The organism is Bordetella flabilis, from assembly GCF_001676725.1.
GTDB classification, from domain to species: domain Bacteria; phylum Pseudomonadota; class Gammaproteobacteria; order Burkholderiales; family Burkholderiaceae_B; genus Bordetella_C; species Bordetella_C flabilis.
Genome location: NZ_CP016172.1, coordinates 700,489 through 721,152, shown reverse-complemented (window position 1 = coordinate 721,152; position 20,664 = coordinate 700,489). Strand labels below are relative to the sequence as shown.

19 protein-coding genes are annotated in these 20,664 nt (G+C 65.5%); all 19 read left to right on the top strand.

Annotation, left to right across the window (positions count from 1 at the left end; translation table 11 throughout):
• Positions 1-8 precede the first annotated feature (8 nt).
• The 19 genes from BAU07_RS03200 to BAU07_RS03110 all read left to right on the top strand — a co-directional run bounded on the left by BAU07_RS03200 (position 9) and on the right by BAU07_RS03110 (position 20,593).
• On the top strand, positions 9-662 hold the full coding sequence (locus BAU07_RS03200) for a hydrolase (RefSeq protein WP_066654050.1): 654 nt from the start codon (positions 9-11) through the stop codon (positions 660-662).
• 182 nt (positions 663-844) lie between these two features.
• Positions 845-1,849 carry a saccharopine dehydrogenase gene (locus tag BAU07_RS03195; RefSeq protein WP_066654045.1) on the top strand — a complete coding sequence of 335 codons (1,005 nt, stop codon included), beginning with the start codon at positions 845-847 and terminating at the stop codon, positions 1,847-1,849.
• Positions 1,850-2,322: 473 nt separating this feature from the next.
• Positions 2,323-3,093 carry an IclR family transcriptional regulator gene (locus BAU07_RS03190; protein WP_066654043.1) on the top strand — a complete coding sequence of 257 codons (771 nt, stop codon included), beginning with the start codon at positions 2,323-2,325 and terminating at the stop codon, positions 3,091-3,093.
• Between the two features lie 3 nt (positions 3,094-3,096).
• Entirely contained in the window at positions 3,097-4,242 is a 1,146-nt protein-coding gene (locus BAU07_RS03185; RefSeq protein WP_066654041.1) for a thiolase family protein, read from the top strand.
• A gap of 77 nt (positions 4,243-4,319) precedes the next feature.
• A complete protein-coding gene (locus tag BAU07_RS03180; protein WP_066654039.1) occupies positions 4,320-4,679 on the top strand; it encodes a Zn-ribbon domain-containing OB-fold protein in 360 nt (119 codons plus the stop codon).
• 70 nt (positions 4,680-4,749) lie between these two features.
• The gene (locus BAU07_RS03175) at positions 4,750-5,715 is read left to right on the top strand and encodes a tripartite tricarboxylate transporter substrate binding protein (protein WP_066654037.1); all 966 of its coding nucleotides are present in this window, start codon (positions 4,750-4,752) and stop codon (positions 5,713-5,715) included.
• 54 nt (positions 5,716-5,769) lie between these two features.
• A complete protein-coding gene (locus BAU07_RS03170) occupies positions 5,770-8,004 on the top strand; it encodes an acetate--CoA ligase family protein (RefSeq protein WP_066654035.1) in 2,235 nt (744 codons plus the stop codon).
• Complete coding sequence (locus tag BAU07_RS03165) at positions 8,001-8,978, top strand: Bug family tripartite tricarboxylate transporter substrate binding protein (protein ID WP_066654033.1); 978 nt, start codon at positions 8,001-8,003, stop codon at positions 8,976-8,978. Before BAU07_RS03170 ends, BAU07_RS03165 begins: the two co-directional genes overlap by 4 nt.
• 12 nt (positions 8,979-8,990) lie before the next feature.
• A complete protein-coding gene (locus BAU07_RS03160) occupies positions 8,991-10,355 on the top strand; it encodes an acyclic terpene utilization AtuA family protein (protein WP_066654031.1) in 1,365 nt (454 codons plus the stop codon).
• Between the two features lies 1 nt (position 10,356).
• Entirely contained in the window at positions 10,357-10,725 is a 369-nt protein-coding gene (locus tag BAU07_RS03155; protein ID WP_066654029.1) for an AtuA-related protein, read from the top strand.
• Entirely contained in the window at positions 10,718-11,536 is an 819-nt protein-coding gene (locus BAU07_RS03150) for an SDR family NAD(P)-dependent oxidoreductase (RefSeq protein WP_066654027.1), read from the top strand. Before BAU07_RS03155 ends, BAU07_RS03150 begins: the two co-directional genes overlap by 8 nt.
• Before the next feature lie 11 nt (positions 11,537-11,547).
• Complete coding sequence (locus BAU07_RS03145; RefSeq protein ID WP_066654025.1) at positions 11,548-12,789, top strand: acyl-CoA dehydrogenase family protein; 1,242 nt, start codon at positions 11,548-11,550, stop codon at positions 12,787-12,789.
• 14 nt (positions 12,790-12,803) lie between these two features.
• Positions 12,804-13,865 carry a phosphotransferase family protein gene (locus BAU07_RS03140; RefSeq protein WP_066654023.1) on the top strand — a complete coding sequence of 354 codons (1,062 nt, stop codon included), beginning with the start codon at positions 12,804-12,806 and terminating at the stop codon, positions 13,863-13,865.
• A 48-nt stretch (positions 13,866-13,913) separates the two neighbouring features.
• The gene (locus tag BAU07_RS03135) at positions 13,914-15,554 is read left to right on the top strand and encodes an AMP-binding protein (RefSeq protein WP_066654020.1); all 1,641 of its coding nucleotides are present in this window, start codon (positions 13,914-13,916) and stop codon (positions 15,552-15,554) included.
• Positions 15,555-15,712: 158 nt separating this feature from the next.
• The gene (locus tag BAU07_RS03130) at positions 15,713-16,708 is read left to right on the top strand and encodes a diacylglycerol/lipid kinase family protein (RefSeq protein WP_066654018.1); all 996 of its coding nucleotides are present in this window, start codon (positions 15,713-15,715) and stop codon (positions 16,706-16,708) included.
• Positions 16,705-17,523 (top strand): metallophosphoesterase family protein, encoded by an 819-nt coding sequence (locus BAU07_RS03125; RefSeq protein WP_066654016.1) that lies wholly within the window; start codon positions 16,705-16,707, stop codon positions 17,521-17,523. The genes BAU07_RS03130 and BAU07_RS03125 overlap by 4 nt, the downstream gene beginning before the upstream one ends.
• A 525-nt stretch (positions 17,524-18,048) precedes the next feature.
• Positions 18,049-18,729 carry a DUF302 domain-containing protein gene (locus tag BAU07_RS27465; protein ID WP_232338236.1) on the top strand — a complete coding sequence of 227 codons (681 nt, stop codon included), beginning with the start codon at positions 18,049-18,051 and terminating at the stop codon, positions 18,727-18,729.
• A 51-nt stretch (positions 18,730-18,780) separates the two neighbouring features.
• Positions 18,781-20,067 carry a sulfite dehydrogenase gene (gene soxC / locus BAU07_RS03115; protein ID WP_084025215.1) on the top strand — a complete coding sequence of 429 codons (1,287 nt, stop codon included), beginning with the start codon at positions 18,781-18,783 and terminating at the stop codon, positions 20,065-20,067.
• On the top strand, positions 20,054-20,593 hold the full coding sequence (locus tag BAU07_RS03110) for a c-type cytochrome (protein WP_066654014.1): 540 nt from the start codon (positions 20,054-20,056) through the stop codon (positions 20,591-20,593). Before soxC ends, BAU07_RS03110 begins: the two co-directional genes overlap by 14 nt.
• The last annotated feature ends 71 nt before the right edge of the window (positions 20,594-20,664 follow it).

Below are 20,664 nucleotides of genomic sequence, written 5' to 3'. Positions count from 1 at the left end.
GATCGCTAATGACTTTTCGCAATGGCCTCGATTCGCTTCTACGTCCAGAGGATTCGGTACTCGTCCTGATCGACCACCAGCCTTATCAGCTCACCAACCTGAACAGCCACGATCCGCATGCCGTGGTCAACAATTCGACGGCGTTGGCAAAGGCCGCCAAGGTCTTCGGCGTGCCGACGATTCTGACGAGCGTGATCGCGGCCCGCGGCGGCCTTATCTTTCCCCAGATCACCGATGTGTTTCCGGGCCAGGAAGTCATAGACCGCACGTTCATCAACACGTGGGAAGACAAGAAAGTGGTCGACGCGGCCAAAGCCACGGGCCGCAAGCAGTTGATCATCGCTGGGCTGTGGACCGAGATTTGCGTCGCGATGCCGGCGATCCAGGCGGCGGGCGAAGGCTGGGATGTGACGGTCGTCACCGATGCATCGGGCGGCGTGTCGGTCGAGGCGCACGAAGTTGCCCTCCAGCGCATGACAGCGGCCGGCGTGAATCTGATGACGTGGATGGCAGTGGCCGCCGAGTGGCAACGCGACTGGGCGCGCGCCGATACGGCCGCCGGGCTGACCGACATCCTGGTCCAGCATGCCGCCGGCAGCGGCATCGCATATCTGTGGGAACAGCAGTTGCTTAACACCCCGGTTCCCGCCACGGCAGGCTGACCGTGCTGGGGATGACCTGCTCGCCAAGCGCAGTGTATTTCATGATATGCGCGGTCATCTCTTGCATCAGCTATAGCTAACGCTTGCAACGTGTCGGGGCGGCTCCGACATTGCCTGCAAGAAAAGCGCACGAAACGTGCAGCCGTCCGCGCCATGGCCAACACCCGGAGGTACGTACCTTGATGACGAAACCTATTCTGTTGATGGGTGGTACAGGCGCTATCGGCCGCCTGAGCGCCGGCGCACTGCGCGCCGTGCATCCTGATGTGCCGCTGCTGATCGGCGGGCGCGATGCAGGGAAATGCGCTAAAGCGGCTGGCGACTTGCGTAACGCCGAAGGGGTGGCGATCGACCCCGGCGCAGACGACCTGGGTCTGGGTGATCGTCCGGTAGCCGCTGTGGCGGTGTTCTACGCTGACGATCGATTGGCCGGCCTGCGCTACGCGCAACGTCGCGGCCTGCCTCACCTGGGCATTTCTTCCGGCATCTATGAAATCGCCCCCGAAGTCGCGGCCTACATGCTGGCGCCAGACGCCTCGGCGATCGTGCTGGGCTACGAGTGGCTGGTGGGCGCCACGACCGTTGCCACGTTTTCGTGCGCGAAGGCCTTTGCGCAGCTTGACGACATCACGATCGGTGCGCTCGTCGATGATCAGGATGGAGGCGGCCCCGCGGTCGCCGAGGATTTTGAGCGGCTGAACCGAATGCTGCCGGACGCGCTGACACGTCGGGATGGCCGCTATCTGTGGCGCGGCAAAGACGAGGCCAAGGCCGAATTCCGTGCGGTCGATGGCACCACGATGCGAGGGACGGGCTTCTCGTCTATCGATGTCGCCGGCCTGGCGGCCGCAACGGGAGCGTCGAACGTGCAGTTCAACATCGCAAGCGGAATCAGTTCGTCTCGGCGTCGCGGCGAACCAAAATCCACGGAAATCATCATCGAACTGGCAGGTAAGGGCCACGATGGTCTTGCGCTACGCACCCGCCATGCGGTCGTGCATCCGCGCGGCGCGGCCCACCTGACCGCTCTCGGCGTCAGCATGATTCTGGAGCGGCTGGCGGGCCTGGACGGCAATGCGGCCACTCCGACAGGTTTATATTTTCCGTTCCAGGTTATCGATCACGCCACGTATCTTTCGCGCTTGCAGGCGGAAGGCGGACGTATCGTTTCGCTGGACGTCGAGTGACAAGGTCGCCAGGCCTGACTATCAACCCGACGTGGCCATGAACGCGAGGTGTGCTTATCGGGAAAGATAGCGAAGCATGTAGGTCGGCCAGCGGCGCCATGATCGAGTGATCGCGCCGTTCGCGGTCAGGGGGTACAGCACCTGAGGCAGCGCCCGAATATTGATCAGCCTCCTGCGCACGACTGCGAGCACGCCGACGCCAGGCCGATGCGGCGGCCTACATCCGGCGCTGTTGGCCGGCCAGATGTTGCGGCGGCCCGTCTTCTGACGCCCTGGCGGCGGCAAACGGGCGCCATGCGGAAGATGGGAAGACCGGCCGAAAACTCCCATCATCACGCCCAGGCGGCCCGCTTGCCTTGGGCGCGACAATGGAAAGCGCGACTTTCATCTGACGAAATTTTGCTGCGACGCAACTTTACCGTGCCGGCGCGGCAGACCTATCTTCAATGCGCCACTGCTTGCCTGATCGCCCGATGCCGTCACCGCTCGCCAATTCCGCCTCCGCCACCCAGAAAACCTGCCGCGTACTAAGCGCGCTGACGGATCCCCGCGTCAACCGGCTGACGGAAATCGCGCTGCATGCGCAGATCGACGTATCAACGGCACTGCGCATCCTGAAGGAACTGGAAGGCGAAGGTTTCGTGGAGCGAGACCCGCAAACCAAACAGTACGTGCTGGGTCCGCAGGTATACGCCATGCATCACGCCATGGTCGACCGGCTCGACATGCGCGCGCTTGCCCGGCCCGCGCTGATCCGCCTGTCGCGGCAATTCGGAGACACGGCCATTCTCTCGGTGCCGATCGGCTGGCAATCCGTGTGCCTCGATATCTGCTTTGGCGACTACCCGATACGCGCGAACTACCTGGATATCGGTAGCCGGCGGCCATTGGGAGTGGGCGCCGGCAGCCTGGCCTTGCTGGCTGGTCTGGACGCCCTGGAGACAGCGGCCGTCATGCCTCTGGTGCATGCCCGCATGGCGCAGAAGTATCCACGCTATCCCCTGCAACGCCTGGACCAGGAACTCGCCCGGGCACGCGCGCTGGGTCACGCCATGCTACTGGACGTGGTGGTCGAGAAAATGGGCGGGCTGGGTGTGGCGGTGCGCGGCCCCACCGGCCACCCGATCGCCGCCCTGAGCATCGCCGCCTTGAATGAACGGATCGAGGGCCGGGAAAGCGAACTGGCCGCCGCCCTGGCCGCGCAGGCGCAAGAAATCGAACACGCCTGGATGCCGGGAGACTGACCGATGAGCGAAACCGCGTACCTGCAAGCCGCCGCCACCACCCGCTTTGGCCGCCGCGAAGGCGCATCGGCCCTGGATCTGATGGCCGAGGCAGCCAACACCGTCCTGGCCGATGCCGGCGTGGCGCGCAGCGATATGGACGGCGTGCTGTGCGGGTACGCAACAACGTTTCCGCATCTGATGCTGGCCACACTGCTGAGCGAAAAACTGGGCATCGAACCCGAGTATGCCCACTCGATGCAGATGGGAGGGGCCACTGGCGCCGCGATGGTGATGCTGGCAAGCGATCTGGTGCGCTCGGGCCGATGCCGTCGAGTGCTGGTAGTCGCCGGCGAAAACCGCTTTACGGGACAGGCTGTCGATACCTCCATACAAACCCTGGCACAGGTCGGCGAGCCCGATACCGAACTACCCAACGGCGCCTGCGTACCCGCCTATTACGCGCTGCTGGCGTCCGCCTACATGGCCCGCACGGGCCTGCGCAGCGAAGACCTGGCGGAATACGCGGTGCTGATGAGGCGCAACGCCAGCACGCATCCTCACGCGCACCTGGCCGAACCTATAACACTGCAGCAGGTGCTGGACTCCAAGCCCATCGCGTCGCCGCTGCGCTTGCTGGACTGCTGCCCCATCTCGGATGGCGCGGTCGCCGTGCTGGTGGGCGCGGACGAAGGCCCGGTCACCATCGACGGCGCCGGCCAGGCCCATCGGCACCAGCACCTGTCCGCGCTGCGCGACCTGGATGACACCGGCGCCGCCCGCGCCTGCGCACGCGCGTTGCAGCAGGCGGGCGCCAGGCGTGAAGAAATCGATTACCTGGGAATCTACGACTCCTTCACCATCACACTCGTGATGCTGCTCGAAGAGCTGGGCTTCGTGCCGCGCGGAAAAGCGGGCGACGCCGCGCGGCGCGGCGATTTCGATGCACATGGCAGGTTGCCATTGAACACGCACGGCGGCCTGCTTTCCTTTGGGCACTCCGGCGTGGCGGGGGGCATGGCGCACATCGCCGAAGCCTGGCTGCAATTGGCCGGCCGCGCAGGCGGTCGCCAGGTCTCGCCGCGCCGCTGCGCCCTGGTGCACGCCGACGGCGGCGTGTTGTCTTCCCACGTCAGCCTGGTGCTGCGCCGCGCCGAGGAGCATGCATGAGCGGGCCCGCGCGGCCGCCCGAAGGGCGCGCTGCCCTCCCTCGGGGAGGCGTCGCGCAGCGACAGGAGGGTACACCAGTGAGCCCATCGCGCCATCCCCTGGACATCCAGCGCTGCACCGGCTGCGGCGCATGCTGGACGCTGCGCCCTTACGCCTGCGCATCGTGCGGCGGCACCGAACTGCAGTGGATACGCGCCCGCGGCGCGGGCGTCGTCACTGCGATCAGCAAAGTGATGCGCGCGCCGGACAGCTTCTGGCGCGCGCACGTGCCCTACACGCTGGTGTTGGTGCGCCTGGATGAAGGGCCGGTGCTGATGGCGCATGCACAAGACCCGGCGAGTATCGGCGACCGGGTGACCGGCGCGCCAGTGGAGATTGGAGGAAGGACGTTGCTGCGCTTCTCGCCGCGCCCTCCTCCGGCTGCAGGGCCGGCCTGAGGGCGGCTACAGGCGTGTGCCGCATACCGCGTCCACGCACCACAACAAGCAATAAAGGAGGAAGACAACCATGCGCATCTTCGCGATGTGGCGGCCCCTGCTGGCCGCGTTCGGCCTGACGGCCGCCACCACTGCCGCCGCTGCGGACTGGCCCGATCACCCTATCACGCTGGTCGTGCCGTATCCGGCGGGTGGACCCACCGACATCGTGGCGCGCGTCGTCGCGCAAGGCCTGACCCAGAAGCTGGGCCAGAACGTGATCGTCGATAACCGGTCCGGCGCGGGCGGCAACATCGGCGCCGATATGGTCGCCAAGGCCGCGCCCGACGGCTACACCCTGCTTGTCGCCACCACGGCGCACGCCATCAACATGTCGCTTTTCCATAACCTGAATTACGACGTGCGCAAGAGCTTCGCGCCCATCTCCCTGCTTACTTCCGGTCCGCTGTTGCTATCAGTGCGCCCCACCCTTCCGGCCAACAATGTGAAGGAACTGATTGCGCTCGCCAAGGCTGGAAAGCTGACGTTCGCCTCATCGGGCAACGGCCAGTCCACGCACCTGGCCGCCGAACTTTTCAACAGCATGGCGGGAACGAAGATGGTGCATGTGCCTTATCGCGGCAGCGCCCCCGCGCTGACCGATGTCATGAGCGGCCAGGACGATCTGATCTTCGACACCATGCTGTCGTCGCTGCCTTATGTGAAGGCCGGCAAGTTGAAAGGCCTGGCAGTCACCAGCGCCAAACGGTCGGAGGCGGCGCCCGATCTGCCTACCATCGCCGAATCGGGCCTGCCCGGCTACGAGGCGACCGCATGGAATGGCCTGATGGCGCCGGCCGGCACCCCGCCCGGGGTGCTGAAGTCCATCAGCGAGGCCTTGCAGGACGTGCTGGCGCGGCCGGAAGTGAAAGAGAAATTCGCCGCGCAGGGATTTACCGCGCAATGGATGGCTCCGCAGGACTACGCCGGCTTCGTCGACAAGGAAGTCGCCAAATGGGCAAACGTGGTGAAAACCTCGGGCGCCACGGTCAATTGAGCCTGCCGGGGCGCGCCGGCCTGCGAGCCCTCTACGGCCTCTTACGGAGCATTCATGACTTCAGCACAACGCGGGCTGAACTGCCTGCTGGATCCGGCGTCGATCGCCATCGTGGGCGCATCGGACAACCCCGACAAGATCGGCGGCCGCCCCATTTTCTACATGCGGCGCCACGGTTATGCCGGCAAGATCTATCCCATCAATCCGCAGCGCGCCGAAGTGCAGGGCGAACGTACCTGGCCCACGCTGGCCGACCTGCCGGAGGCGCCCGATGCGGCCATCGTCGCCGTGGCGGGCGACATGGCGGTGCAAGCGGTGGACGCCTGCATCGAGAAAGGGGTGGGCGCGGCCATCGTCATCGCCGCGGGCTTCTCGGAAACGGGCGCCGCGGGACGCGCGCTGCAGGACGCGATGACCGCGCGGGCGCGCGCCGCCGGCATGCGCATCGTGGGTCCCAATTCGCAGGGCCTGGCCAACTTCGGCAACGGCGCCGTCGCCTGCTTTTCCACCATGTTCATGGAGATGGCGCCCGCCGACGGACCCGTGGCCGTATTGAGCCAGAGCGGCGGCATGAGCGCCATGGTGTATGGCCTGTTGCGGCAGCGTGGCATAGGCGTGCGTCATGTGCATGCCACCGGCAACGAAGCCGACGTCACCGTCGCGGAGCTGGCCTGCGCGGTGCTGCAGGATCCGGAAATACGCGTGGTGCTGCTCTACCTCGAATCGCTGCAGGATGCGGGTCCGCTGACACAGGCGGCTGCCCTGGCGCGCGAGCGCGGCGTGCCGCTGATCGCGGTCAAGGCGGGCCGCACGGCAGAAGGCCAGCGCGCCGCCGCCTCGCACACGGGCGCGTTGGCCAGCGAAGACCGCACCGTGGAGGCTTTCATGGAGCGCCACGGCATCCTTCGCGCCCGCGACCCGCATGAAATGGCGCGCTACGCCGAGCTGGCGCTCAAGGGCCCCCTGCCGCGCGGCAGGCGCCTGGTTGCCGTCAGCAACTCCGGCGCCAGTTGCGTGCTGGCGTCCGATGCAGCCGTGGAGCATGGGCTGGAGGTCGCCCAGCTGCGCGAGGAAACGCAGGCCGAACTGATGCGCCGGCTGCCCGGCTTCGCCACCACCAGCAATCCCGTGGACATTACTGCCGCCCTGCTTTCGAACAACGGCCTGTTCGGCCATGTGCTGCCGGTCATCGGCCAGGATCCGGCGGCGGACATGTTCCTGATCGACATTCCGGTGGCAGGGCGCGGCTACGACGTGCAGGCGTTTGCCGCCGACACGGCCACATTCGCCCGAGCAGCAGAGAAACCCGTGGCGGTGGTGGCTTGGCAGGATGCCGTGGCGGCGGCCTTCCGCGATGCGGGCCTGGCCGTGTATGCCGACGAACAGCACGCTATTGGCGCGCTGGCCGGCCTGGCCCGGCTGGCGCGGCTGCATGCGCGTCCGGAGGCCGGATGGCCCGGGACAAGCCGCCGCCCGGCTGCGGCCGGCGACCATGAACGAGGCGAACCGCGCATGGCCGCCGGCTCGGCAACTGCCGGTGCGACGCGCGCGCATGAGTCCAAGCCCGGCCTGTCCGGTCTTCCGGCGGCTGCCGTTCAGTCCGGCGTGCTCTCGGAAGCGGACAGTCTTGCCCTGCTGCAGGCACAAGGGCTGCCGGTGGTGCGCCATCGGGTATGCGCCGGCGCGCACGAGGCCGTGGCCGCCTGGCGCGAATTGGACGGCCCGATTGCGCTGAAAGCCTGCTCCGCCGCCATCCCGCACAAATCGGAGCACGGCCTGGTGGCCTTGGGGCTGGATGACGAACATTCCATACGCGCGGCGGTCCAGGCGCAGGCGCGCACGCTGCAGTCGCTGGGCGTGCGCGACGCGGCCTGGATCGTCGCCCGGATGCACTCGGGCTTGCACGAGTGCGCGCTGGGCATGCACAGGGATCCGGTGTTCGGCCCGGTAATCATGCTGGGAAGCGGCGGCAAGTACGTCGAGGCCCTGGGCGACGTGGCGGTGCTGCTTCCCCCCTTCAGCGTAGAGGAGGCCGCGCACAAAATACACGCGCTGCGCATAGGCCCCGTGTTGCGCGGGGTGCGCGGCGAGCCGCCCGCCGACGTCGATGCGCTGGCCCGCATGGCCGTGCGGCTCGCGCAGTACGCGCTGCACGCGCCCGCGCAACTGCAATCCATCGACATCAATCCTGTGCTGCTGGGCCCGCGCGGCGAAGGCGCGGTCGCCCTGGATGCCCTGGTGGAATTCGCCCACAACACGCGCCGCATGCCTGGAGACAAGCAACCATGAAGAAGATACCGCTACTTGTTCTGGCGATGGCGATGGCGATGGCTGCTCCGGCCTGCGCAGGCGCAGGCCCGGCCGATGCCTGGCCGCAGCAGCCGATCACGCTGGTCGTGCCGTTCCCGCCGGGCGGCACCACGGATCTGCTGGCACGCCTGGTCGCGCGCGAAACGAGCAGCCGGCTGCACCAGAATGTGGTGGTCGAGAACCGCCCCGGCGCCGGCGGCAACATCGGCGCCGCGGTGGTCGCGCGTTCGCGGCCCGACGGCTACACGCTGGTCATGGGAACGGTGGGCACGCAGGTGACCAATCAGTTCATCTACAGCCAGATGCCTTACGACCCGGCCCGCGACTTCGCGCCGGTAACGCTGGTGGCCAATTCGCCCAACGTGCTGCTGGTCAGGGCCGGCCAGGGTTTCGGCAGCGTGCGCGAAGTAATCGCGCATGCGAAGGCACAGCCGGGCACCTTGAACTTTGCCTCGACCAGCGTGGGCGGCACGCCTCATTTGTCGGGCGAGCTGTTCAATCGCCTGGCCGGTGTCGACATACGCCATGTGCCCTACAAAGGCTCCGCGCCGGCCATGACCGATCTGCTGGGCGGGCAAGTGCAGCTCATGTACGACAACCTGCCCTCGGCGATCGGCCAGATCAAGTCGGGCGCGGTGCGCGCGCTGGCGGTCACCACGACCACGCCTTCGCCCATGCTGCCTGGCGTTCCCACCATGGAGCAAGCCGGGCTCAAGGGTTACGCCGTCGACTCCTGGTTCGGCCTGCTGGCGCCCGCCGGCACGCCCGCGCCGGTCGTCAAGCGCATACGCGACGCCGTGGCGCAGGCATTCGGCGACCCCGCGGTGCGCAAACAGGTGCAAGACCTGGGCGCCATCCCGATTGCCGATACCCCCGACGACTACGCGCGCATCATCAGAGACGACACCGCGAAGTGGCGGCAGGTCATACAGGACGCCCATATCCGCATGTAGAAGGAGACCCGCATGAACAGCAAGAGAACCCTGCGCATCGGTTCGGGCGCCGGCTGGTGGGGCGACCGCATCGACCCCGCACGCCTGAATGCCGAACACGGCAGGCTGGACTTCCTGTGCTTCGAAACCATGGCGGAAGCCACGGTGTCCGCGGCCCAGGTGCGCAAGCGCCGCGATCCGTCCTTTCCGGGCTACGACACCTGGCTGGACGACCGCTTCCGTGCTGTGCTGCCGCATTGCCACCGCAACGGCACCCGCATCGTCACCAATCAGGGATGGATAGATCCGGAGGCCGCCGCGCGCCGCATCGCCGAACTCTGCGCGGAGGCGGGATGGCAGGATGCGCGGGTGGCAGCCGTGACCGCCAGCGACCTGACCGCCACCATTGCGGACAGCGACCAGCCCATCATGGAAAGCGGTGAGCCGGTATCGACCCTGCGCGGGGAGTTGATTACGGCCGAGCCCTATGCGGGCGCGACGGCCATTGCCCAGGCCCTGGATGAGGGCGCGCATATCGTTGTCACGGGGCGCGTAGCCGACCCCTCGCTGTTCCTCGCGCCCATGATGCATTACTTCGGCTGGCGTAAGGACGACTGGGCCAGGCTGGGCCAGGGCAGCGGCATCGGCCATCTGCTGGAATGCGGAGCGCAGGTGACGGGCGGCTATTTCAGCGACCCCGGCTTCAAGGACGTGCCCGACCCCTGGAACCTGGCCTTTCCCATCGCTGAAGTCGAAGAGGACGGCAGCGCCGTCATCGTCAAGATCGAAGGCAGCGGCGGCCGTATCGACCTGCAGACGGTGAAGGAACAGATGTTCTACGAGGTGCACGATCCTTCTCGCTATATCACGCCGGACGTGGTGGTCGACTTCACCAGCGCCCGGCTGGAGCAGCTGGGGCCGGACCGCGTGCGCGTCAGCGGCATCGGCGGCAAGCCGCGCACCGCCACGCTCAAGGTATCGATGGGCTGCGCGGAGGGCTATATCGGCGAGGATATGTTCTTCTATGCCGGCCCGGGCTGCGTAGAAAAGGCACGGCTTGCCGAGCGCATCCTGCATGAACGGTTCCGCATTGTCGGACTGCAGGCGCAGGAAGTGCGCGTGGACTTCATCGGCGTGAACGCGGTGCACGGCGCCGCTTCGCCCATTCCGGCCTGCGAGCCCAATGAGGTGGCCGTTCGCGTGGCGGCGCGCACCGCCACGCGCGCCGAGGCGGAAAAGGTGGGCCGCGAGGTGGACGGCATGGCCGTCTGCGGTCTGGCCTCCACCGGCAAGCGGGTGCCGCACCAGGACCGGGTGCGCGAGGTCATCGGCCTGTGGTCCACCCTGGTCCCGCGCGGGTCCGTCCATACGCGCATCAAGCATTTTGGAGGAAAGTGATATGCGGGTTACGCTCAGGCATATTGCCCACAGCCGGGCCGGAGACAAGGGAAACACCTCCAACATCGCCGTCATCGCCTACGATGCCGCGTTCTATCCGCACATCAAGCGCGTGCTCACGGCGCAGGCCGTAAAAGCGCTGTTCGGGGACGCCGTGCAGGGCGAGGTCGAGCGCTACGAAGTGGACGGCTTGGGTGCGCTGAATTTCGTATTGCATGGCGCGCTGGGCGGCGGCGTTTCCCGCAACCTGGCGATCGACAACTACGGCAAGGCATTGGCCAGCGCGGTGCTGCGGGTCGAAGTGGAAGTGCCCGACGACCTGGCGCCTTCACTACGCGGGCCCCGGCAGGGAGACACGGTGCATGTTTGAGGATCTGCGTTCCAAAACCGTTCTGGTGACCGGCGCATACAGCGGACTGGGGCGGCATTTCGCAATTACGCTGGCTCGCGCCGGCGCGGCGGTGGCGCTGTGCGGCCGGCGCACGCACCTGGGCGCCGAAGTGCTCGAACAGATCCAGGCAGAGGGCGGCCGCGCCGCGGTAATCGGCATGGACGTGACCAATCCCGCCAGTGTGACGCAGGCGCTGGACCAGGCTGCCTCCGCCTTGGGGCCGATATCCGTCGTGGTCAACAACGCCGGCGTGGCTAACACGCTGGCGGCGCTGGATACGGACGAAGCCGACTGGGCTGGCGTCATCGACGTCAACCTGAGCGGCGCCTGGCGCGTGGCCCAGGCCGCGGCGCGCCACATGCGGGCAAGCGCCCAGGACCCGGACCCGCAATCGCGTACCACGCCATCCGGCCCGCCTGCCCAGGCGCCCGAGTGCGGAACCATCATCAACATCGCCTCGTTGCTGGGGCTGCGCGTCGCCGCCAACGTGTCGGCGTATGCGGCCTCGAAGGCGGGCCTGATCCAGCTGACGCGCGCGCTGGCGCTGGAGTGGGCGCGCTACGGCATTCGCGTCAATGCCCTGGCCCCAGGCTATATCGAGACCGATCTCAACCGCGAGTTTTTCGCGACGGCCGCGGGCCAGGCATTGATCAAGCGCATTCCGCAGCGCCGCCTGGGCCGGCCGGAAGACCTGGACGGCCCTTTGCTTCTGCTGGCCTCCGACGCCTCGGCGTTCATGACGGGTTCGGTGCTGGACGTAAGCGGCGGCCATGCCGTCAGCTCGATCTGAGGAAAACGAACATGGATTTCTCTCTGCCTCCCGAGATTGAAAGCTATCGCGCCCGCGTGCGCGACTTCGTCGACACGGTCCTCATCCCGCTGGAAGCCGACCGCGCCAACTACGACGAACATGAAAACATTGCCGAGCCGGCGCTGCAGCGCGTTCGCGCGCGGGTCAAGGAGGCCGGGCTGTGGGCGCTGCAGATGCCGCGTGAACGCGGCGGGCTCGGACTGCCCATGACGGGGCTAGCCGCCTGCTACGAAGAAATGAACCGCTCTATTTTCGGGCCGGTCGCCTTCAATGCCGCGGCGCCGGACGACGGCAATATGCGGGTGCTGGCGCAGGTGGCCACGCCTGCCCAGCAGGACCGCTGGCTTCAACCGATCATCGATGGCAAGGTACGCTCGTCCTTTGCCATGACCGAGCCGCATCCCGGCAGCGGCTCCGACCCCTCGATGATGCTGACCACCGCCACGAAACGGGGCGACAGCTGGAGCGTGAACGGACGCAAATGGTTCATAACCGGCGCTGGCGTGGCGCAGCACTTCATCCTGATGGCGCGCACCTCGGATGACGCCCGCAAGGGGCTTACCGCGTTCATGTTCGATGCGTCGCAGCCGGGCTGGCGCATCGAGCGGCGCATCCCCATCATGGGCCCCGAGGAACACGGGGGCCACTGCGAACTGGTCTTCGACGGGCTGGAGATCCCGGACGAAAACCGGCTGATGAACGTGGGCGACGGCCTGAAGCTGACGCAGATCCGCCTCGGCCCCGCGCGCCTGACCCATTGCATGCGCTGGCTGGGCCTGGCCCGCCGCGCCATGCAGATCGCGGTGGAGTACGTGAACAAGCGCAGCAGTTTCGGCCAGCGCCTGGCCGAGCGGGAAGGCGTGCAATGGCTGCTGGGCGAGGCCGCCATGCAGATCGAGATCGGGCGCCTGCTGACCATGCGCGCAGCCGCCCGCCTGGACCAGGGCGACTATGCCCGCAAGGAAATCTCCATGGCGAAGGTGGTGGTGTCGGAGACCCTTCACAAGGTCGTGGATACGGCCTTGCAGCTGAATGGCGCGCGCGGGTACTCCAAGGACACGCCGCTGGAATGGATCTACCGCTACGCGCGCCAGGCCCGCCTGGTGGACGGCGCCTCGGAGGTGCACAAGATGGTCCTGGCGCGCTACCTGATCGAGGAAGGCGATGGATTCTGGCGCTGGGATGCGCACGATGCGCCCTTCAAGCCGATCATTCCGCAATCGCGGGCGTGATAACAGGAGAATCCATGGCGCCGGAATCGAACTCGTCACGAGCCGCCGGACAGACGGAATGGCTTACCGCCCTGGCCGCCTATCTGCAACGCAATGGCCTGATGCAAGCTGCGGGCCTGCGCGCGGAACCGCTGTCGGGCGGACAGTCCAACCCCACTTACCTGCTCGATGATGGCGCGGCGCAGCGCGTGCTGCGCAAGCAGCCGCCAGGCAAGCTGTTGCCCTCCGCGCACGCGGTGGACCGCGAATACCGTGTCATCCACGCGCTGCGCGATACGCCGGTGCCCGTGCCCCAGGTCTTTCACTACTGCGCCGACCACGGCATTATCGGCACGCCCTTCTACCTGATGTCGTACGCGGCTGGCCGGGTCTTCATCGACCCCGCGCTACCAGGCCTGCAACCCGCTGAACGCGCGGCCCTGTACAACGAAAGCACGCGCGTGCTGGCGGCACTGCACCAGGTCGACTATGTTGCCGCGGGCCTGCAGGACTACGGCAAGCCGGGCGACTACCTGGGCCGGCAGGTATCGCGCTGGAGCCGCCAGTACCGCGACACGCAGACCGCATCCATTCCCGCCATGGAAACGCTGATGGACTGGCTGCCGCGCAACCTGCCGCGCGACGACCAGACCTGCCTGGTGCACGGCGATTTCCGCATCGATAACCTGGTTTTCCACGCGCACGGCACACAGGCTGCCGCGCTGCTGGACTGGGAGCTTTCGACCCTGGGCCATCCGCTGGCGGACCTGGCTTACTACTGCATGTGCTGGCGCATTCCGCCCAGCCTGTGGCGCGGCATTGCCGGACTCGACCTGCCAGCGCTGGGCATTCCCAGCGAAGAACAGGTGGTCGCCGGCTACTGCGCCGCGCGCGGCATCGAGCCGCCGCGCGATTGGGACGTGTACCTGGCCTACAGCTTCTTTCGCATCGCTGCCATTCTCCAGGGCATTTATGCGCGCGCGCAGGCCGGCAACGCCGCCGGCGCCGATGCCGCGGAAATGGGCGCGCGCGTGGCGCCGCTGGCGCAGCTGGGCGTGCAGGCCGCGCAAAGACTGGACCCCGCACTGCGCGGCTGAAATTCCGCGCAACAACCATCACCCTGCAACCGCACCGGAGGACGAACAATGGACAAAGCGCACCTGCCGCGCGGCGATGCCGGCTTGGCACCCAATGCCGCCAACCATGTCGCCCTGACGCCGCTGGGTTTTCTTTCATGGTCGGCCTCGGTGTATCCCGATCGCGTCGCCCTCATCCATGGCGAGCTGCGCCAGACCTGGGCCGAGACGGCGGCGCGCTGCGGGCAGCTGGCCGCAGCGCTGCGCGCCTGGGATGTAACCGCGGGCGATGTGGTGGCCGTCCTGGCGCCGAACACCCCCGCGCTGTACGAGGCGCACTTCGGCATACCCATGGCGGGCGCCGTGCTTAACGCGCTGAATACGCGGCTCGATGCGGCCACCCTGGTCTTTATCCTGCAACACAGCCGGGCGCGGGTGCTGCTGTTCGACAGCGAATACGCCGCGCTCGCCGCCGAGGTACTGGCGCGCCTGCCCGAGCCGCCGCGCGCCGTCCGTATCGAAGACACGGTCTATCCCGGCCCCCACGGGACCGTCGGGGAAACCGACTATGAATCCTGGCTGGCCGCGCAAGACCCTGCAGCGCCGTGGGAGCCGCCGGCCGACGAATGGCAATCGATCTGCGTCAACTACACATCGGGCACCACCGGCGATCCGAAGGGTGTGGTCTACCACCACCGGGGCGCCTACCTGAATGCCACCGGCAACGTGCTGGCCTGCGGCATGCCGCCGCACACCGTTTACCTGTGGACCTTGCCAATGTTCCATTGCAACGGCTGGTGCTTCCCGTGGACCATGGCGGCGCTGGCCGGCACCAATGTGTGCCTGCGGCGCGTCGAGCCGGCCGTCATCTTCCAGGCCATCGAAAGCCACGGCGCCGGCTATTTTTGCGCGGCGCCCGTCGTGCTGAACATGCTCGTCAATGCTCCCAAGGGCGTGCGCCGGCGCGCGGCCCACCCCGTCAAGGTCATGACCGGCGGCGCCGCGCCGCCCGCGGCCATCATCGAAGCCATGCAGGACCTGGGCATGGAGGTGACGCATCTTTATGGCTTGACGGAAACCTATGGGCCGTCCATCGCCTGTGCGTGGCACGACGAATGGAATGAGCTGCCGCTGCGGGAACAGGCGGCGCTGAAATCGCGCATCGGCGTGCGCAAGCTGAATGTGGAAGCCGTGCAGGTCGTCGATCCCGGCATGCGGCCGGTGCCGCCCGACGCCACCACCCTGGGCGAGATCCTCATTCGCGGCAATACCGTGATGAAGGGCTACCTGCACAATCCCGACGCCACCGCGCGCGCCTTTGAAGGCGGCTGGTTCCACACTGGAGACCTGGGCGTCGTGCATCCCGACGGCTACATCGAGATCAAGGACCGGGCCAAGGACATCGTGATTTCCGGCGGCGAGAATATCTCGACCGTCGAAGTGGAAAGCGTGCTCTACCGGCACCCGGACGTGCTGGAGGCGGCGGTGGTGGCGCGGCCCGATGCGGTGTGGGGCGAAACGCCCTGCGCCTTTGTCACGCTGAAGGAGGGCCGCAACGTGGAGGCCGAGTCCATCATCGAGTTCTGCCGCGCGAACCTGGCGCACTTCAAGGTACCGCGCACCGTCGTCTTCGGCGAACTCCCCAAGACGGCCACCGGAAAGATCCAGAAGTACGTGCTGCGCGCGCAGGCGGCAGGGCAGCTTCCATGAGAGTGTGAGCGGGGACCGGCTGACCCACTGATCCGGTGCGAGGGCGTGCGCCGTGGAAGCGGTGTCGCCGCGGATCCGACCCGTACCGGACGCTGAGGCGCTCCGCGTGGGTATATTGCTTGCTTAAAGCAAGCTGATCGCCCATTCGGAATCCATTCATGAGCGACCCGACCGCCCATTTCAATACAGTGACCGATACCCCGACTTCCTCCGTCACGCTTTCCGGCCACGAGCCGTTTTTCATCGTCTTCAACAGCGGATCCGGTAATGACGATTCGGCGCGTACGCGCGAACAGATCGAAGCATTGCTGACCCAGGCGGGCAGGACGCATACCTTCCTGGCGGTGGACGAGCCGTCCAGGCTGCCGCAAATCGCCGAACACGCGGTGAAGCTTGCGCGTGAAGCCGGCGGTGTGATCGTCGCCGCGGGCGGCGACGGCACCTTGAACGCGGTGGCGGCCGCCGTGCTTCCCAGCGGCTTGCCATTCGGCATCCTGCCGCGCGGGACTTTCAACTACTTCGGCCGTACCTACGGGATCGCGCGCGAGACCGAAGAAGCGGTAGCCAGCCTGTTGGACGCCCGTATCGAACCGGTGCAGGTCGGTTTGCTGGAGGGCCGGCCCTTCCTGGTGAATGCCAGCCTGGGGCTGTATCCGCAACTGCTGGAAGACCGGGAAGCGTACAAGCAGAAATTAGGGCGGCGGCGCTGGGTTGCCTTGATCTCGGCCATCGTCACGTTGTGGCGGACCCCGACGAACCTGTCGCTCGAACTGAATTCGCATGGCGAGCGCAAGGTGCTGCGCACCCCAACCCTCGTCGTAGGCAACAACGCGCTGCAGCTGGAGCAGCTGGGTCTGCCCGAGGTGGCGCATCTCGAGGAAAACCGCCTGGTCGCGATGGCGGCGCAACCGGTGAGTACGCTCGCCTTGTACTGGCTCATGGTCATGGGGGCGTTGAGCCGGCTGGGCGAAGCGTCGAATGTCATCAGCTTCGGCTTCGAGTCGTTGACCGTGCGTGTGCGAGGCCGGCGGCGTATCAAGGTCGCCATGGACGGCGAGATATTCTGGACCCACAGTCCGCTCTCATTTTCCGTCTCGCCGCAACGCCTTCAATTGCTTGTGCCGCGGGACACCAGCCGGCTGGATCGCTCATGACCCGCGTGCTGCATATCTCCGATACGCATTTTGGGACGGAGCAACCGCGCGTCGTGCAGGCGCTCCTGGCGCTGGCGCACCGGATATCGCCGGAGCTGGTCGTGCTTTCCGGCGATATCACGCAGCGAGCAAGGGTGGAGCAATTCGAAGCCGCGCGGCGTTTCGTCTCTGATCTCGGATTCCCGGTATTGGCCATACCCGGCAATCACGACATCCCGCTCTTCAATATCGCCGCGCGGTTGTTCAATCCGTATGGCGGCTACAGGAGGGCAATGGGCGTAACGCTGGAGCCCGTCTTCAGCAGCGAAGGCTTGTTGGTAATCGGCGTCAATACCACGCGTCCGGCCCGCCACAAGAATGGCGAGGTGTCACAGCCGCAGGTGGACCGCGTGTGCGCGCGGCTGCGGCAAGCCGGCAAAGGCCAGTTGCGTATCGTGGTCGTGCATCAGCCCTTGCGCGCGATCGTGGAGGAAGACAACCGGAATCTGCTTATCGGACGCGAGTTCGCCGCGCCCGCCTGGGCGGCGGCGGGCGCGGACCTGGTACTGGGCGGGCATATCCATCTTCCCTACGTCGTCGCCCTATCCGGGCTCCAAGGCCATCGCGCCTGGATCGTGCAGGCCGGGACGGCGGTGTCCGACCGCGTGCGCGGCGGCATCCCAAACTCCGTGAACGTGATCGAACACGCCGAGGTGGCGCCGCCTGGGGAAGTTCCTTCCTGTGCGGTCGAACGCTGGGACTTCGATCCGGCTCAGGGCGCCTTCATCGCCGTGAAGCGCCAGGTGCTGGAACTGCAAGCCCGCTGGCGTGGCTGATCGGCCCTTTCCATTGAACCGTCTCACGGGAAGAGCCGCGAGAAGGCTGGCTGCTCACACCTGAAGTGCCCTCGGGCAGATTGAGGAAGGAATTTATGGCTATCTAGTGGCGCTCGACACGGCGGACCGCACACAGCCCGCGGAGTTGATATTCACTCCTGGTAAGCCTAGAAGTATGGGCTGTATAACCGTCGGGTCCGCCCGCCTGACGCTTTTGGGCCAATGGGTTTTCCATCCGGGGATTCGTTGTTGGCGCCATCGCCCTCTAAGGAGTCCAGGCAGTCGATGGTTGATAGGGTCAAGATGACGATATATATCGACATCGAGAGTAGTTTCTTCTTACACTAGGACATCGTTGGTCCCCTTGCGTATCGGCCGAGCGGGAAAGTATGTCGAGCGCTACGCCGCCGCGCCATTCCAATAGAAGTTAAGACGTTTCGCGAATAGATCTGCTCAGCTCAAGAATATCCCCATGACCGTAGCCGCCCACGCCTTGCGAGACTTTTCCCTTTTCACCGACACGCGGTGGCTGAATCGACCGGGCATCCATTGGTGGCCATTTTCATGCGGCCCTCAGGCAGCATACGGGCATGCCGCCTGGCATTGTCCGGGGGATTGGACACCAAGTTCAAACTGAAGGCCTTCACGATCGGGGGCCTCTCTTATATCTTGTCGACGAAATTCATTGATCAATTCGATACGCCGCTTACGGGTCCTGGGGCGGTGCAGGAGGGTGTCGTGCGTTGGATCTCGCAACTGTTGGCAATCGCCTTGACGTTGGGCGGTTTACTGGTCACCGAAGCAGCCGTAGCGGAGCAAGCCATGAGAGTTCAGAGTGCATATTCATTCCCCGAAACGCTTTCCCGCCTGCGAACAGCGCTTGAGGGTAAGGGTTTGACCATTTTCACGACGATAGACCATCGCGCGGCGGCGCAATCGGTCGGGCTCGACATGCCGCCCACGACCGTACTTATCTATGGCAATCCCAGGGGAGGAACGCCGCTGATGGTTGCGGCGCCCGATTTCGCCCTTGAACTTCCTTTGCGCGTCCTGGTTCGTGAAGACGGCGATGGGAAGACCTATGTCACGCTGAATCCATCGAAGGACCTGGAAGGGAAACATGGTTTACCCGCGGGAATGACTGAAAAACTGGCTCCCGCCGAGAAGATCGTCTTCGACGCGATCAAGAAGCCAGACGCCAAGTGATCCGGACCGCCGCCCAGCGGGCAGCGCCTGATAACCAGACACGAGATAACAATGAGTTCGAAAGCTTTGAGTCTGAAAGCCAATAACGGGATAACGCCATCGGACCGGAAAGCCGTTTCCCGGCGAAACTTCCTGGCGGCATCGGCGGGGGTGGCCGGCGCGGCGATTGCACGCGCGTCTTCCGCCGATACGCTCGCGGATGTGCCGCCTCGCGTGCTGGGCGATGCCCTGTCTGGACACAGTGAGCGATCGCAATACGTCGATATCAGCCGTATTCCCGAGGCGGGACCCGGGATGCGCAACGTCGATCCGAGCCTCGCGATCAACTCCAAGACCCCCCTGCAAAAGCTGGTGGGTACGATCACACCGTCCGCCTTGCACTACGAGCGCAGCCACGCAGGCGTACCCAATCTCGATCCCGCCAAGCACCGGCTCCTTATTCATGGCATGGCCGAGAAGCAACTCGTTCTCTCGGTCGACGATCTGAAAGCGATGCCTGCGGTTTCACGTATTGCGTTCATCGAGTGCACGGGCAACGGCTGGGAAAATTGGAAGTCTGCGGACGAGAACCTGACCGTACAGAACACGCACGGGCTGATCAGCACCAACGAGTGGACGGGCGTTCCGCTCGGATATCTGATCGACCTCGTGAAAAAGGACCGGAAGTCCACCTGGATGCTGGCGGAAGGGGGCGATGCCGCGGGAGTCGCTCGCAGCATTCCGCTCACGGACGAGATCATGCGCGAGGCGATCGTGGCCTATGGCCAGAATGGCGAGCCGCTCCGGCCGGCCCATGGGTTCCCCATCCGCCTGGTCCTTCCGGGATACGAGGGGAATCTCAACATCAAGTGGCTTCGTCGCCTGAAGTTTGGCGATGAGCCGTGGATGACCCGCTGGGAGACGTCGCGATATACGCAATTGCTGGCCAACGGCAAGGCAATGCAATTCCAGTTAAGGCAGGAAGTCAACTCCGTGATTACCTCCCCATCCGGCATGATGGAGATCAAGAAGGGATACAACCGCATTACAGGCTTGGCTTGGAGCGGCTACGGCAAGATAACGAAGGTGGAGATCAGCGTCGATGACGGCAAGACGTGGAAGGCCGCGCAATTGAATCTTCCCGTATTGCCGAAATCACAGTCGCGCTTCCAGATGGATTGGGAATGGGACGGCAAAGCCACCAAGATCGTCAGCCGCTCGACAGACGAGAAGGGCAACGTACAGCCGGACCGCGCATCATTTATCGCGAAAGTAGGAACCAACGCGCTGTTTCACTATAACGCTCAACAAACGTGGAGCATCGATGCGAGTGGGAGGGTGCGCAATGTCCTCGCTTAAATTCCTCTGTCTGGGCGCGGCGATCGTCGCCGCCTTCACGTCATCCGCTTTCGCCCAAGAATTCGGCCGTCCGGCAACGCCGGAGGAAATCAAACTGTGGGATATCGACGTCCGCCCCGATGGGAAAGGGTTGCCGGACGGAAGCGGAACGGTCCTGCAGGGTAAATCCGTCTACGCCAATAACTGCGCGGCTTGCCATGGTCCGGACGGCCAAGGCGGCATCAAGGATCGCCTCGTCGGAGGACAGGGAACGCTGGCTTCAGCCGAACCCATAAAGACCATCGGCAGCTACTGGCCTTATGCCACGACGCTGTTCGATTACATCCACCGGGCGATGCCTTACCAGGCGCCAGGGTCCCTCTCGGTTGACGACACCTATGCCGTCACTGCCTATCTACTAAGCATGAACGGAATCCAGCTCAAGGACGGCAAGCTCGACAAGGAAAGTCTGCCAAAAGTGCAAATGCCGAACCGGGATGGCTTCATTGTCCAGCCGGAATTCCGGGTGATCAAAAACTCCAAATAGAATCTGGATTTCATCGCCCCCCAAGAGTTGGATGCGAATCCGGCTTTTGGGTTGCGCCCATGAAACGTTTT

Coding starts and splice junctions, on each gene's coding strand:
- BAU07_RS03200 (WP_066654050.1), top strand. CDS start 9: ATGACTTTTCGCAATGGCCTCGATTCGCTTCTACGTCCAGAGGATTCG.
- BAU07_RS03195 (WP_066654045.1), top strand. CDS start 845: ATGACGAAACCTATTCTGTTGATGGGTGGTACAGGCGCTATCGGCCGC.
- BAU07_RS03190 (WP_066654043.1), top strand. CDS start 2,323: ATGCCGTCACCGCTCGCCAATTCCGCCTCCGCCACCCAGAAAACCTGC.
- BAU07_RS03185 (WP_066654041.1), top strand. CDS start 3,097: ATGAGCGAAACCGCGTACCTGCAAGCCGCCGCCACCACCCGCTTTGGC.
- BAU07_RS03175 (WP_066654037.1), top strand. CDS start 4,750: ATGCGCATCTTCGCGATGTGGCGGCCCCTGCTGGCCGCGTTCGGCCTG.
- BAU07_RS03170 (WP_066654035.1), top strand. CDS start 5,770: ATGACTTCAGCACAACGCGGGCTGAACTGCCTGCTGGATCCGGCGTCG.
- BAU07_RS03165 (WP_066654033.1), top strand. CDS start 8,001: ATGAAGAAGATACCGCTACTTGTTCTGGCGATGGCGATGGCGATGGCT.
- BAU07_RS03160 (WP_066654031.1), top strand. CDS start 8,991: ATGAACAGCAAGAGAACCCTGCGCATCGGTTCGGGCGCCGGCTGGTGG.
- BAU07_RS03155 (WP_066654029.1), top strand. CDS start 10,357: ATGCGGGTTACGCTCAGGCATATTGCCCACAGCCGGGCCGGAGACAAG.
- BAU07_RS03150 (WP_066654027.1), top strand. CDS start 10,718: ATGTTTGAGGATCTGCGTTCCAAAACCGTTCTGGTGACCGGCGCATAC.
- BAU07_RS03145 (WP_066654025.1), top strand. CDS start 11,548: ATGGATTTCTCTCTGCCTCCCGAGATTGAAAGCTATCGCGCCCGCGTG.
- BAU07_RS03140 (WP_066654023.1), top strand. CDS start 12,804: ATGGCGCCGGAATCGAACTCGTCACGAGCCGCCGGACAGACGGAATGG.
- BAU07_RS03135 (WP_066654020.1), top strand. CDS start 13,914: ATGGACAAAGCGCACCTGCCGCGCGGCGATGCCGGCTTGGCACCCAAT.
- BAU07_RS03130 (WP_066654018.1), top strand. CDS start 15,713: ATGAGCGACCCGACCGCCCATTTCAATACAGTGACCGATACCCCGACT.
- BAU07_RS03125 (WP_066654016.1), top strand. CDS start 16,705: ATGACCCGCGTGCTGCATATCTCCGATACGCATTTTGGGACGGAGCAA.
- soxC (WP_084025215.1), top strand. CDS start 18,781: ATGAGTTCGAAAGCTTTGAGTCTGAAAGCCAATAACGGGATAACGCCA.
- BAU07_RS03110 (WP_066654014.1), top strand. CDS start 20,054: ATGTCCTCGCTTAAATTCCTCTGTCTGGGCGCGGCGATCGTCGCCGCC.